The organism is Phycicoccus jejuensis (assembly GCF_000720925.1).
Lineage (GTDB): Bacteria > Actinomycetota > Actinomycetes > Actinomycetales > Dermatophilaceae > Phycicoccus > Phycicoccus jejuensis.
The window spans coordinates 191,076-204,816 of the sequence record NZ_JOEE01000006.1; the positions used below are offsets into that span (position 1 = coordinate 191,076).

Below are 13,741 nucleotides of genomic sequence, written 5' to 3' on the forward strand. Positions count from 1 at the left end.
CCTCAGGCGCCGGCGGCGTTGCCGCGCCCGCGCCGGACGTACCACCACGCGAACGCGCCGAGCGCGAGGCCGGTGACGCAGGCCCAGGGCCACCACGAGCGCTCGCCGGTGTGCAGCGCCGGGACGAGCAGGGTGACGACGAGGGCGACCGCCCACACGCCGGAGCCCACGAGCACGAGCGTGCGGGTCGGGACGTCCGGCGGGTCGACCGGGGCGGAGCGCCCGAGCAGGGCGGGGTCCGGGGCGCGCGTGGGCTCGTCGGTCACGGCGCCAGCGTAGCGATCTCGCCGTCACACCCCCGAAACCCGCGGCGCTCCCGGCGCCACTAGCCTGCTCGCCATGGCCGAGACCACGACCACCGCCGACGCGGGCCCCACGCACCCGGGCTTCCTCGAGCGGTTCTTCCACATCCACCAGCGCGGCTCCACCGTGGGCCGCGAGGTCCGCGGTGGCGTCGCCACCTTCTTCACGATGGCGTACATCGTCGTCCTCAACCCGCTGATCCTCGGCTACGTCCAGGACGCAGACGGCAAGTTCCTCGGTGGCGGCGACGCCCCGAACCTCGCCGCCATCGCGGCGGGCACCGCCCTCGTCGCGGGCGTGCTGACCATCCTCATGGGTGTCGTCGCGAACTTCCCGCTCGCGCTGGCCACCGGCCTCGGCCTCAACGCCTTCGTGGCCTACGCGATCGCGAGCAAGATGACCTGGGCCGACGCGATGGGCCTCGTGGTCCTCGAGGGCATCGTCATCCTCGTCCTCGTGCTCACCGGGTTCCGGCAGGCGGTCTTCCACGCCGTGCCGGCCCAGCTGAAGACCGCGATCTCGGTGGGCATCGGCCTGTTCATCGCGCTCATCGGCCTCGTCGACGCGGGCTTCGTGCGGCGCACGGGGGCGGGCACGGTGCCGGTCGAGCTCGGCGTCGGCGGGCAGCTCGCCGGCTGGCCGACCCTCGTCTTCGCCCTGGGCGTGGTCCTCATCGTCGCCCTGTGGGTGCGCAAGGTCCGCGGCGCGATCATCATCTCGATCATCGCGATGACCGTCGTGGCCTTCGTCGTCGAGGCGATCGCCAAGGTCGGGCCGACCGTCGTCGGGCAGAACGCGGACGGGACGAACAAGATCAACCCGCTCGGCTGGAACCTCAACGTGCCGGCGTGGCCGGACGTCGTCGACCCGATCAACTTCGGCACGCTCGGCGAGTTCAACCTGCTGGGGTCCTTCGAGCGCGTCGGCGTCGTCGCGGCCGTGCTGCTCGTCTTCACCCTCATGCTCGCCGACTTCTTCGACACGATGGGCACGATGACGGCCATCGGTGCCGAGGCCGGCCTGCTCGACGAGGAGGGCAACCCGCCGGCCACCCAGCGCATCCTCGTCGTCGACTCCGTCGCGGCCGCGGCGGGTGGTGCCGCGGGCGTCTCGTCGAACACCTCGTACATCGAGTCGGCGTCCGGTGTCGGCGAGGGCGCGCGCACCGGTCTGGCGTCGGTCGTCACGGGCGTGCTGTTCCTCGTCGCGGTCGTCTTCGCCCCGCTCGTCAAGATCATCCCCAACGAGGCCGCGGTCCCCGCGCTCGTCCTCGTCGGCTTCCTCATGATGCAGCAGGTCAAGGAGATCGCCTGGGACGACGTCGAGATCGCCATCCCGGCCTTCCTGACGATCATCCTCATGCCGTTCACCTACTCGATCACGGCGGGCATCGGCGCGGGCTTCGTCGTCTACGTCCTCATCAAGGTCGTGCGCGGCAAGATCCGCCAGGTCCATCCGATGATGTGGGTCACGGCGCTGCTCTTCGTCGTCTACTTCTTCATCGAGCCGATCACCGAGGTCGTCACCGGCTGACCCTCCGCGCACCCCCGAGGCGCCCGTCCCGCTCACCGCGGGGCGGGCGCCTCGACGTCCGCCGGGCTCCCGCGCTGCTGCGGCCCCGCTCGTCGGAGGACGGTGGAATAGTTAGCCACGGTAATGAGTTGTGCTAACTACCGATGACGACCACCGCTGGAGAACACCGTGCCCGCACCCGCCCCGACGATGACCCGTACGCAGAAGGACCGCCTGACGAGCGACCTGCGCATGGTGTGCATGCGCATCTCGCGCCGGGTGCGCTTCGAGAGCTCGACCGACCTGGCGCCGCACCAGTTCTCCGCGCTCGTGCGCCTCGAGGACGGCCCGCGGACGCCGAAGGAGGTCGCCGAGATCGAGCAGGTGTCGGCGCCCAGCATGAGCCGCACGGTCAACGGGCTGGTCGAGCGCGGGCTCGTGGCCCGCGCGGACGACCCGACGGACGGCCGACAGGTCATCCTCTCGCTGACCAAGGAGGGGCGGCGGGCCATCCGCGAGACCCGCAGGCGTCGCGACCAGTGGCTGGCGACCCGCCTGGAGCGGCTGACCGACGACGAGCGGGCGCTCCTCGCCGACGCGACCGCGCTGCTCGAACGGGTGGCCGCCGAATGAGCCCCACCTTCACCTCGCTCGAGATCCGCAACTACCGGCTGTGGTTCCTCGGCGGCTTCGTCTCCAACGTCGGCACCTGGGTCGGGCGCGTGGGCCAGGACTGGCTCGTCCTCACCGTTCTGACCGCCGGCTCCGCGACGGCGCTCGGCATCGTCACCGGCCTGCAGTTCCTCCCGTTCCTCCTCCTCGCGCCGTGGACCGGGCTCATCGCCGACCGCTTCTCGCGGCGCAGGATCCTCCTCGTGACCCAGAGCATGCTCGCGCTGACGAGCCTGGTGCTCGGGGTGCTCGCCGTGACGGGCGCCGCGCAGCTGTGGCACGTCTACGCGATCGCCCTCGTGCAGGGCGTGACGACGGCCATCGACAACCCGGCGCGGCAGGTCATCGTCTCCGAGATGGTGCCGCCCGAGAAGCTGTCGAACGCGGTCGCGCTCAACTCGGCGTCGTTCAACGCGGGCCGGCTCATCGGGCCGGGGGCCGCGGGCCTCATCATCGCGTGGTGGGGCACCGGCGAGGCGCTCCTGCTCAACACCCTGACCTTCGTCTTCGTGCTCGCCGCGCTGGCGATGCTCAACGTCTCGCAGCTGCGCTCGCCGCGCCGGGCCAAGGGTCGCGGCGGCATCCGCGAGGGCTTCGCCTACGTCAAGCAGCGGCGCGACATCCAGCTCGTCATGCTGCTCGTCTTCGTGCTCGGGACGTTCGGGATGAACTTCCAGATCACGATGGCGCTCATGGCCACGAAGGTCTTCGACAAGGGCGCCGGCGAGTTCGGGCTGCTCGGGTCGATCATGGCCGTCGGGTCGCTGACCGCCGCGCTGCTCTCGGCCCGGCGCAAGGAGCCGCGCCTGCGGGTGCTGCTCCTCGCGCTCGTCGGGTTCACCCTGTCGGCCACCGCGGCCGCCTCGGCGCCCTCGTACTGGTTGTTCGCGCTGGCGCTCGTGCCGGTCGGCCTCACTGCCCTCACGGCGATGACGACGGCCAACGCGATGGTCCAGACCCGCGTCGCCCCGGAGATGCGCGGCCGGGTCATGGCCCTCTACATGGCGATCTTCATGGGCGGCACGCCGGCCGGCGCCCCGCTCATCGGGTGGATCTCGGAGCAGTTCGGGCCGCGCTGGACCATCGGCATCGGGGCGGTCGCCGTCGGGCTGGCCCTGGTCGGTGTGTCGTTCTGGCTGGCCCGGGCGGAGAATGTCCGGGTGAGCTACGAGTCGCAGCGCCGCCCGCGCGTCAGCGTGACGACGGTGCCCAGCGCCGAGGACCGGGACGACAGCCGCGTGCCCGTGCCGGAGCCGGCCCGGTGACGCCGCTGTTCCGCCGCCGGATGACGCTCGGGGTGCTCGCGGTGCTCGTCGTCGTGGCGGTCGTCTACGCCGTCGCGGGTCGCTGACCGACCCGCCGCTCAGCCGAGGGCGCGGTCGAGGGCCGCGGCGACCTCCGGCCGCAGGGTGCGGGCGAACGCCGTCGTCATGTGCCCGTGGTCGAAGTAGGCGATGAGGCCACCGACGACGACGTGGCAGCGCTCGGCGTCGCAGAACCGGTCCGTCGGGTCGAGGAGCGTGACGTCCTGGGAGGTGTCCCGCCCGGCAGAGACGGCGAGCGGGTCGGGCTCCAGCGCCTCCGCCCGGGGGTTGGCGCAGGCGGCGGGGTCGCCCTCGCGCTGCGCCACGCAGTCCGGGCCGTTGTCGACCGCCGACGGGACGTCGCGCACCACGACGACCCGGACGCCGGCGTCGGTGAGCCGCGCCAGGGTGCGGGCGTAGGCCGCCTCGAGCACCGGCTGGCGCCGGTCCTCGGGGACGTCGCGCGGCGGGCGGAAGGTGCGGTTGCTCAGGACGACGACGTCGTAGCCGCCGCGCGCGACGGCGTCGAGCGCCCAGTCGGTCCACTGCCGGCAGGTCGTGGTCAGCCGGTCGGTGCCCGGGCCGAAGTCGAGCGGGACGTCGACCGGGTAGCACTCGGAGACGAGGTAGGTGTCCAGCCGGCCACCGCGAGCGAGGACCTCGGGGGACAGGGCGGGCTCCCAGTGCCCGGCGTGGCTGTTGCCCAGGAGGGCCACGCGCAGGTCGGCGGCCTCCGGCCCGTACGAGCAGACCCGGTGCCGCGTGTACGGCCGGTTGGACCAGCAGTCGTCGGCGTACAGGCGTGAGCGGTCGGCCGCGGCGGAGGCGGGGGAGCTAAGCAGCCGGTCGCCCTCGACCGGCGTGCACCCCTGGCGCAGGGCGGCGGCCCCCACGCAGTCGTCCCCGATGGCCCCGGCCAGCGAGCGGGCCTCGGCGGCGCGCGCCTCGTCGGCCCGGACCACGACACCCACCCCCACGCCGGCGAAGAGGACGGCGCTCGCCGCGGCGAGCGCGAAGCTGAGGCGCAGGCTGCCGACGAGGCGTGGTGAGCGGCGGGCGGGGTCCTCGACGAACCGCTTGGTGAGAGCGGCGAGGAGCACGACCGCGGTGACGGCGAACAGCTTCTCGACCCAGCTCAGCTCCCGGCCGAGGGCGTACGGGGCGATGACGACGACCGGCCAGTGCCAGAGGTAGACCGAGTAGGAGAGGTCGCCGAGGACCTGCGCCGGTCGCCGCGAGAGCAGCAGGCGGGGGGAGCCCGGCACGTCGTCGCCCGCGGCGGCGATGACGAGCACGGCGCCCACGGTCGGCAGCAGGGCCGCGTACCCCGGGAAGTCGGTGGCCCCGCTGAACAGGACGGTGGCGGCGGCCACCATCGCCAGGCCCAGCCAGCCGGCGACGGCCCGGGGCAGCGCGGCGCGCACACGCCACCCGCGGTGGGCCGCCACCGCGAGCAGCGAGCCCAGCCCGAGCTCCCAGATGCGGGTGTGCGTGACGAAGTACGCGCCCGCCGGGTCCGCGGAGGTGAGCACGACCGAGGCGACGAACGAGGCGGCGGTGACGACGAGGAGGCCGCTCGCCCGCCACAGCAGCGGGCGGCGGCGCCCGACGAGCCCGAGGACGGCGAGCAGGACCGGCCACAGCACGTAGAACTGCTCCTCGACCGAGAGCGACCAGTAGTGCTGCACCGGGCTGGGCGCGTTCTCGGCCGCGAGGTAGTCGGTGGCCGAGCCGGCCAGCGCCCAGTTCTCGAGGGACAGCGCGGAGGCGCCGATCTCGCGGGCGACACCCGGCAGGAGGGAGGACGGCATCCACGCGAGGGAGGCGAGCAGCGTCGCGAGCAGCACCACGGACGCCGCGGGCAGCAGGCGCCGCACCCGTCTCGCCCAGAACACGGCGAGGTCCCTCGGCCCGGATGGCGGGCGGGTCAGCAGGTGCGAGGAGATGAGGAACCCGGAGATGACGAAGAAGACGTCGACCCCGACGTAGCCGCCGGTCAGGCCGCCCGGCCAGAAGTGGTAGACGAGCACGACGAGGACCGCGACGGCGCGCAGGCCCTGGATGTCGGACCGGACCGCGGTGGGTGGCGCGGGCGTCGCGGGCGGTGCCGACGCGGGGGCAGGGGTGGGCATGGCTGGTGGGTGCCTCGTGCACAGGGGTGGGGTGGTGGGGCGCCGACCATCGTAGGACCGTCGGGGCCCCGCCAGGACCGCGCGAGCCGCCCCGCCCGCCGGGGGTCGGCGGGCGGGGCGGCTCGGGGGTGCGTCGGGGCCGGCCCGTGGGCGGGCCGGCACGAGGGGTCAGGCCAGGCGCTCGACCACGTGCTCGACCGACGCGATGAGGCGGCTCACGTCCTCCGGCTCGACGGCGGGGAAGCAGGCGACGCGCAGCTGGTTGCGGCCGAGCTTGCGGTACGGCTCGACGTCGACGACGCCGTGCGCCCGCAGGGTCTTCGCGACCGCCGAGGCGTCGACCGCGTCGTCGAAGTCGATGGTCGCGACGACCTGGCTGCGGTGGGAGGGGTCGGTGACGTAGGGGCTCGTGTACTCGGTGCGCTCGGCCCACTCGTAGAGGCGCCCGCTGGAGTCGGCGGTGCGGCCGGTGGCCCAGTCGAGGCCGCCGTTCTCGTTGAGCCACTCGACCTGGTTGGCGAGCATCGCGAGGGTCGCGACGGCCGGGGTGTTGTAGGTCTGGTCCTTGCGCGAGTTGTCGATCGCGGTCGGGAGGCTGAAGAAGTCGGGCACCCAGCGGCCGGAGGCGGCGATCTCGTCGACCCGGGCGAGCGCCGCGGGCGAGAAGAGGCCGAGCCAGAGGCCACCGTCGGAGGCGAAGGACTTCTGCGGCGCGAAGTAGTAGACGTCGGCCTGCGAGACGTCGACCGGGAGGCCGCCGGCGCCCGAGGTGGCGTCGACGAGCAGGAGCGCGTCGTCGTCGGCGCCCTCGACCCGGCGGACCGGGGCCATGACGCCGGTGCTCGTCTCGTTGTGCGCCCACGCGTAGGTGTCGACACCGGCCTCGGCGACGGGGTCCGGGCGGCTGCCCGGCTCGCTCGTGATGATCGTCGGGTCGCCGAGGAAGGGCGCCTTCCTCGTGACGGAGCCGAACTTGCTCGAGAACTCGCCGAACGCGAGGTGCTGGGCGCGGTCGCGGACCAGGCCGAAGGCGGCGATGTCCCAGAACGCGGTCGAGCCGCCGTTGCCGAGGACCACCTCGTAGCCCTCGGGGAGGTCGAAGAACGTCGCGAGGCCCTCGCGGACCGACTTCACGAGGTTCTTGACCGGGGCCTGGCGGTGCGAGGTGCCGAGCACCGTGCGACCGATGGCGGAGAGGGCCTCCACCTGCGCCGGGCGGACCTTGGAGGGTCCGGACCCGAAGCGACCGTCGTGGGGCAGCAGGTCGGCGGGGATGGTGATCTGGGCGTCGCTCACGTGTCTCTCCGTGGTCGGGTCGGGCCGTCTGGGCGTTCCCATCCTCACCGACGCTGCCCACATGGTGAGCGGCGGGTCCAGTCCGTGGTCGTGACGACCCCGGGTCGCTCAGCGCACGGTGCCGCCGAGCCATCGGCTGCCGTACCCGGACGGGCCCCCGGAGGTGACCGACAGGGCGCCGCTCAGGCTGCGACCGGCGAGCAGGTAGCTGCCGTCGGGCCGCGAGACGATGTCGCCCGCGGAGGTCCAGCGCGAGGGTGTGGCGACGACGAGCGACCCGCGCTGCACGACGACGGCCCCGTCGGCGGCGACCCCGACGGCCAGCCGTGGTCGCCCCGGCCACACGTCGCCGAGCGCGCGGTCGGACCAGCCCGAGAGCCCGTCGGACCGGAAGGCCCAGGTCCCGAGGGTGGCGGTCGGCGAGAACTCGCGCTCGGTGCTCGCGCCGGACAGGCTGCGCCCGGTGACGGTGACGACCCCACGGGCGGGGTCGGCGGCCGCGGACAGCCCCGAGGTGAACGTCCCGCCGACGTACGTCCAGGCTCCCCAGCGGGCGCCGTCGAAGTGCCGGCGGTTGAGGTGCCCCGCGGGGGAGAGCGCGAAGACGTCGAGCGTGCCGTCGCCGAGGGAGGTGACGTGCTGGGTGATGACCGAGCCGCCGAGGTCGGTCGAGCCCAGCCGCCGGCCCCCCGAGAACCAGGAGTGCACGACGCCCCCGGACGCGGAACGGGTCACGAGGTCGACGCGCCCGGCCCGCGAGGAGGCGGCCGAGGGCGCATCCGTCGTCGTGACGCCGGTGGCGGCGGCCGCCGCCCACGACGCGCCGTCGTCGGTGCTGCGGCGCAGCAGCACGGCGTCCCCGGTGCTGCGGTAGAAGAGGTCGACCTCGGAGCCGGTCCGGGCCAGCGCCACGCCGGTGGGCGAGACGAGCCTCCCCCCGGCGACGGCGGGCGGCTTCGCGGTCGGGGCGACCCGGACGATCCGGTCGTCGGTGCCGTTGGACGTCGTGAACCACAGGGCGCCGTCGGGTCCCTCGACCATCGCCCGGATGCGCCCGAAGCCCTGCGCCTGGGGCAGCGGGACGACCTGGACGACGCGGCTCGCCGACGGCGTCGGGTCCATCCGCATGAGCGAGATGCCCTGGCCCTTGAGCAGCGCGACGGCGAGGCTGCCGCGCCAGGCGCCCCAGGCCGGCGAGGAGAGGAAGGTCGCCCCGCTCGTCGCGACGGTCGGGGACCCCGAGGACCACATCGCCCGGCGGGCCGACGGGAACTTCGTGAGGTCGGTCATCGGGCGGGACTCGTCGTACCCGGGCACCGGGTCCCAGCCGTAGTTGGCCCCCTTGACGAGGAGGTTCACCTCGTCGTCGCGGCTCGTGCCGTGCTCGACGGACCACATCTCGCTCGTGCCGGGGCGCAGCGCCAGGCCCTGGACGTTGCGGTGGCCGGAGGTCCAGACGTAGCGGGCGTTGCCGCCGCGCGCGACGTACGGGTTGTCCGCGGGGATGCTGCCGTCGGCGTTCACGCGCAGGACCTTGCCGCCGAGCGAGGAGAGGTTCTGCGGGTTGGTACCGACCGCCGCGTCACCGGTGCCGACGTAGAGCTTCCCGTCGGCGCCGAAGCGCAGCCGGCACCCGGAGTGGCGCCCGCTCGAGAGGGGCAGACCGGTGACGACCGGGGCGCCGTCGGAGGTGGCCGCCGTGTCGCTCGTGAGGCGCCAGCGCAGGACGCGCACGTCGAGCGGCCGGCCGGCCCCGTCGCGGACCGCCTGGCAGGTGTAGAAGCGGCGGTTGGTCGCGGCCGCGGGGTCGGCGACCATCCCGAGCAGGCCGCCCTCGCTCTCGGCGAAGATCGACGGGAACCCGCTGAGGCGCACCTGCCGCGGCGCCGCCGACCCGCGCCTGCTCCACACGGTGCCCGCCCGCTGGTCGAAGAGCATGAGGTCGCCGACCCACGTGAGGTCCCACGGGATGCTCAGGCCGCGGACGACGGTCGTCACCTGCACCGAGGGGGCGGCGACCGCGGTGGGTGCGGGCGCCGCCACCGTCAGCGCAGCGGCGCCCAGGAGGGCGGCGACGAGGGCCAGCGGGGACGCGGTGCGGGGACGGGGCACGGGACCTCCCGGGGCCGTGGCCGGCGCACGTGGCCGACCTGCCCGGCGAGCGTACGTCCGCGTGCCCCGGCCCGCGAGCGGGAGCGCTCCGCCTCAGTCCTTGGCGCGGTAGCCCGCGACCTCCGAGAGGGGACGCTCGCCCGGGCCGACGTAGCGCGAGCTCGGGCGGATGAGGCGGCCGGTGCGCTTCTGCTCGAGGATGTGCGCCGACCAGCCGGCGGTGCGGGCGGCGACGAACAGCGGCGTCATCATGTCGCCCGGGACCTCGGCGAAGTCGAGGAGGACCGCGGCCCAGAAGTCGACGTTGGTCTCCATCCGGCGCTCGGGGTAGCGCTCGGCGAGCTCGGCGATGGCCGCCTTCTCGAGCTCGAGCGCGACCTCGTAGCGCGGGGCGCCGAGCCGCTTGCAGGTGTCGCGGAGCACGGCGGCGCGCGGGTCGTAGGCCCGGTAGACGCGGTGCCCGAAGCCCATGAGGCGCTCCTTGCGGTCGAAGACGCCCTTGACGTACTTGACCGCGTCGCCCGTCTGCTCGACGCCCTCGATCATGTGCTGCGCGCGGCTCGGGGCCCCGCCGTGCAGCGGCCCGGAGAGGGCGCCGATCGCGCCGGAGAGGCAGGCGGCGACGTCGGCGCCGGTCGAGGCGATGACGCGCGCGGTGAAGGTCGAGGCGTTGACGCCGTGCTCGGCCGCGGAGATGAAGTAGGCGTCGATGGCCTCGACGTGCTTCGGGTCCGGCTCGCCGCGCCAGCGGATCATGAACCGCTCGGGGATGGTTCGGCCCTTGTCGACCTCGGACTGCGGGACCATCGGGCGGCCCTGGCCGTGGGCGGACTGGCCGATGAACGAGATCGCCATGACCGAGGCGCGGGCGAGGTCGTCGCGGGCCTGCGCGTCGTCGATGTCGAGGAGCGGCTCGAACCCCCAGACGGTGGCCAGCTGGGCGATGGCCGACTGGACGTCGACCCGGATGTCGCCGGTGTGCACCGGCAGCGGGAAGGGCTCGGCGGGCGGCAGGCCCGGGTCCATCTCGCCGTCGACGAGCAGCCCCCACACCTGTCCGAAGGACACGGTGCCGACGAGGTCGTTGATGTCGACCCCGCGGTAGCGCAGCGCCCCGCCCTCCTTGTCGGGCTCGGCGATCTCGCTCTCGAAGGCGATGACGCCCTCGAGTCCGGGATAGAAGTTCGGGTCGTCCGTGGTGCTGGGCATCGAATCCCCGTTCGCTCGTCGTCCTTGTCGGGCTGGCCCATTGTGCACGGCGGGGTGCCCGGGCCGGACCCGGTGGACCGGTCGGTGGGACGGTGTCGTCGGCGGCCGGTCGTGCGGCCCGCCGAACGGCCCGCCGAGCGGTCAGCCGGCGCGGGGGTCGCGCACCGCCATGTCGGGGGAGCCGGCGTCGCGGATCTCGAAGAGCTCCGAGGCCTCGATGAGCTTGCTCAGCTTCGCGTAGCCGTAGTTGCGCGAGTCGAACGAGGACTGGTTGGAGATGCGCTGGCCGACCGTGCCGATCTTCGCCCAGCCCGAGTCGTCGGCCGCGCTCTCCACGGCCCGGCGCAGCAGCGCGACGAGCCGGTTGTCGCCGCGCAGCTGGGCGCGGGTCGCGCGCTCGGGGGGCGGGTTGCCGTTCTTCGCGCTGGCGCGGGTGGTCCTGGCCGGGGCCTTGGCCGCCTTCGTGGCCTTCGCGGTGGTCCGGCGCGGGGCGTCCGCGTCCGCGTCGTCGTCCGCGACGGTGGCCACGGTCGCCGTGCCGGCCGTCGTGGCCTTCTTCGTCGCCCGGCGGGGGCTGCGGGTGCTCGCCGCCTCTGTGGCCGCCTCGTCCGTGGTGTCCGCGGCGTCGGTCGCGTCCGCCTGGCCGCTCGGGGCCGAGAGCCGGTCGAGGACGAGGAAGCGGGTGCAGGCGCTCTGGAACGGCGCCGGCGTCTTGGAGTCCCCGAACCCGTAGACCGCGACGCCGTGCTCGCGCAGGTGCATGACGAGCGGGGTGAAGTCGGAATCCGACGAGACGATGGCGAAGGCGTCCGGCCGCTGCGTGTGGAGGATCTCGACCGCGTCGACCGCGAGGGCCATGTCGCTGGCGTTCTTGCCCTTGGAGGGGTCGAACTGCTGCATCGGCCGGATCGCGTTCTCGTGGAGGATCTCCTGCCAGCCCTTGAGCTCGGACTTGGTCCAGTTGCCGTAGGCGCGGCGGATGGTCGTCTCGCCGAGGCCGGCCAGCTCGTTGAGGATGACGTCGAGCCGGCGGGCGCGGGCGTTGTCGGCGTCGATGAGCAGCGCGATGCGCGCGTCGTCCGTCATGGTCGCGAGGCTACGCGGGCGCACCGCGCGGCGGGGCCGGTCCGTCCCGTGGGGGATGATGCGCCGGTGCTGCGCTCCCTCCTCCCGGACCTCACCCCCTTCCGGGAGAACCGGGACTACCGGCGGCTGTGGACCGGGTTCACGCTGTCGAACGTCGGCTCGCAGATGGCGGTCGTCGCGGTCGGGCTGCAGGTCTACGACCTCACGGGCTCGACGGCGTCGGTGGGCCTCGTCGGGCTCTTCGCGCTCGTCCCGCTCGTCGTCATGGGCCTCTACGGCGGCGCGCTCGCCGACCACCACGACCGCCGGCTCGTCGGTCTCGTCGCGACGCTGGTCGCCAGCGCGACGAGCCTCGTCGCGGCCGCCCAGGCGTGGGCCGGCAACACGTCGGTCTGGCTGCTCTACGGCATGGTCGCGGTCTGGAACGGCGCCTTCGCCGTCTCGTCGCCGGCACGCACGAGCATCTACCCGCGCATCCTCGAGCCGGCGCAGCTGCCGGCCGCCAACGCGCTGTCGGTCTTCGCGATGAACACGGCGATGACGGCCGGGCCGCTGCTCGCCGGCGTGCTCGTGGACCGGGGCGGCTACCGGCTGGCCTACACCGCGGACGCCGTGCTCACCCTCGCCGCGGTGACGAGCCTCTGGCGGCTGCACCCGATCCCGCCCGACCGCTCCGACGCCGGGGACGACGGGCGGCGGCGGGTGGGGCTGCGCTCGGTGCTCGACGGGTTCGGGTTCCTGCGCACGGCCCCCAACGTGCGGATGACCTTCGTCGCCGACATCGCGGCGATGCTGCTCGCGCAGCCACGCGTGCTGTTCCCGGCGGCCGGGGCGGTGATCCTCGGGGGCGGCGCCACGACGGTCGGGGCGCTCTACGCGGCGGCCGCCGTCGGCGGCATCCTCGCGATGACGCTCTCGGGCCGGCTCGGCGGCGTGCGCCGGCAGGGCCTGGCGATCATGGTGAGCGTCGCCGGCTGGGGCGTCGGCATCAGCGGGCTCGGGGTCGCGCTGCTCGCCGCCGACGGGCTCGTGTCGCGCGAGCACGCGCTGCTGCTGGCCCTCGCGGCGATGGCCGTCGCGGGCGCGGCCGACGCGGTGAGCGCCGTCTTCCGGACCACGATCCTCCAGTCCGCGGCGCCCGACCGGATGCGCGGGCGGCTGCAGGGCGTCTTCATCGTCGTCGTGGCCGGTGGCCCGCGGCTCGGCGAGCTCGCCGGGGGCGGGGTGGCCGAGCGCGTCGGCGAGGGGTGGACCGCCGTGGGCGGCGGGCTCGCGTGCGTCGCCGCCGTCGTGCTGCTGTCGGTGTGGCAGCCCGGGTTCCTGCGCTACGACGCGCGGCGGCCGACCCCCTGAGCCGCAGGCCTGTACGGCGGGGACGGCGGTCGTGCCCAAGGCCGTTCGGGCCGGGGTGGCCCGTCCTAGGGTGGCGGGATGGACCCACGACGCATCGACTACTCCGGTGACGGGCTCGCCGAGGAGCAGCTGCTGGAGACCCCCTTCGCCCAGGTGAGCGCCTGGGTCGACGACGCGGTCCGGCGCTCGGACGAGCAGGGCGACGTCGTCGAGCCGCTGGCCGCGTCCGTCGCCACGGTCGACTCGACGGGGCACCCCAACGTCCGGACCGTGCTCCTGCGCTTCCTCGACGAGCAGGGGCCCGGCTTCGTCACGGCCCTGACCTCGACCAAGGGCCGCGAGCTGACGGCCACCCCGTACGCGGCCGCCGGGCTGACGTGGGCCGCGATGTACCGCGCGGTCCGGTTCCGCGGCAGGGCGGTCCAGCTCGAGCGCGACGCCGTCGAGGAGTACTGGGCGTCGCGGCCGTGGGGCTCGCGCATCTCGGCGTGGGCGTCGGACCAGTCGCGTCCGGTCGGCTCGCGAGAGGACCTCGAGGCCGCCTACCGTGCGCGGGCCGAGGAGTTCCCCGACCACGGGTCACCCGACGACGTGCCGCTGCCCGACTTCTGGGGCGGCTTCCGCATCGTCTGCGACGAGGTCGAGCTGTGGGCCGGCCGCCGCAACCGGCTGCACGACCGCATCGTCTACACGCGCGTCGGCGAGGGCGACCTGTCGGACGCCGCGTCGTGGGAGGTCTCGCGCCGCCAGCCGTGACCGGCC

Annotated in this window: 11 protein-coding genes; 5 read left to right on the forward strand and 6 right to left on the reverse strand. The window is 74.2% G+C overall.

All coding sequences use genetic code 11. From position 1 onward, the window contains the following. Window positions 1-2 precede the first annotated feature (2 nt). The gene (locus IG69_RS0113200; RefSeq protein ID WP_030528642.1) at window positions 3-266 is read right to left on the reverse strand and encodes a DUF2530 domain-containing protein; all 264 of its coding nucleotides are present in this window, start codon (window positions 264-266) and stop codon (window positions 3-5) included. 73 nt (window positions 267-339) lie between these two features. Between IG69_RS0113200 and IG69_RS0113205 the strand changes: the two genes are divergently transcribed. The 3 genes from IG69_RS0113205 to IG69_RS0113215 all read left to right on the forward strand — a co-directional run bounded on the left by IG69_RS0113205 (window position 340) and on the right by IG69_RS0113215 (window position 3,752). After that, window positions 340-1,836: an NCS2 family permease gene (locus IG69_RS0113205; RefSeq protein WP_030528643.1), complete on the forward strand. Its 1,497-nt coding sequence runs from the start codon at window positions 340-342 to the stop codon at window positions 1,834-1,836. Window positions 1,837-2,004: 168 nt separating this feature from the next. After that, window positions 2,005-2,448, forward strand: coding sequence for a MarR family winged helix-turn-helix transcriptional regulator (locus IG69_RS0113210; protein WP_242525866.1), 444 nt, complete (start codon window positions 2,005-2,007; stop codon window positions 2,446-2,448). Further along, window positions 2,445-3,752, forward strand: coding sequence for an MFS transporter (locus tag IG69_RS0113215; RefSeq protein ID WP_036830026.1), 1,308 nt, complete (start codon window positions 2,445-2,447; stop codon window positions 3,750-3,752). The genes IG69_RS0113210 and IG69_RS0113215 overlap by 4 nt, the downstream gene beginning before the upstream one ends. Window positions 3,753-3,850: 98 nt before the next feature. Here IG69_RS0113215 and IG69_RS22175 read toward each other — a convergent pair whose 3' ends face one another. The 5 genes from IG69_RS22175 to IG69_RS0113255 all read right to left on the reverse strand — a co-directional run bounded on the left by IG69_RS22175 (window position 3,851) and on the right by IG69_RS0113255 (window position 11,626). After that, window positions 3,851-5,923, reverse strand: a complete 2,073-nt coding sequence (locus IG69_RS22175) for an acyltransferase family protein (RefSeq protein ID WP_051750546.1) — start codon at window positions 5,921-5,923, stop codon at window positions 3,851-3,853. A gap of 168 nt (window positions 5,924-6,091) precedes the next feature. Beyond that, the gene (serC, locus tag IG69_RS0113235) at window positions 6,092-7,219 is read right to left on the reverse strand and encodes a phosphoserine transaminase (RefSeq protein WP_030528647.1); all 1,128 of its coding nucleotides are present in this window, start codon (window positions 7,217-7,219) and stop codon (window positions 6,092-6,094) included. A 108-nt stretch (window positions 7,220-7,327) separates the two neighbouring features. Next, window positions 7,328-9,331: a PQQ-dependent sugar dehydrogenase gene (locus tag IG69_RS22180; protein ID WP_051750547.1), complete on the reverse strand. Its 2,004-nt coding sequence runs from the start codon at window positions 9,329-9,331 to the stop codon at window positions 7,328-7,330. 93 nt (window positions 9,332-9,424) lie between these two features. Then, complete coding sequence (locus IG69_RS0113250; RefSeq protein ID WP_030528649.1) at window positions 9,425-10,540, reverse strand: citrate synthase 2; 1,116 nt, start codon at window positions 10,538-10,540, stop codon at window positions 9,425-9,427. Window positions 10,541-10,681: 141 nt separating this feature from the next. Then, a complete protein-coding gene (locus tag IG69_RS0113255) occupies window positions 10,682-11,626 on the reverse strand; it encodes an NYN domain-containing protein (protein WP_030528650.1) in 945 nt (314 codons plus the stop codon). 66 nt (window positions 11,627-11,692) lie between these two features. Here IG69_RS0113255 and IG69_RS0113260 point away from each other — a divergent pair, with 66 nt between their 5' ends. Both IG69_RS0113260 and pdxH read left to right on the forward strand, forming a co-directional pair. Beyond that, window positions 11,693-12,979, forward strand: coding sequence for an MFS transporter (locus IG69_RS0113260; RefSeq protein ID WP_342666164.1), 1,287 nt, complete (start codon window positions 11,693-11,695; stop codon window positions 12,977-12,979). A 78-nt stretch (window positions 12,980-13,057) separates the two neighbouring features. Continuing rightward, entirely contained in the window at window positions 13,058-13,735 is a 678-nt protein-coding gene (gene pdxH / locus IG69_RS0113265; protein ID WP_030528651.1) for a pyridoxamine 5'-phosphate oxidase, read from the forward strand. Window positions 13,736-13,741 lie beyond the last annotated feature (6 nt).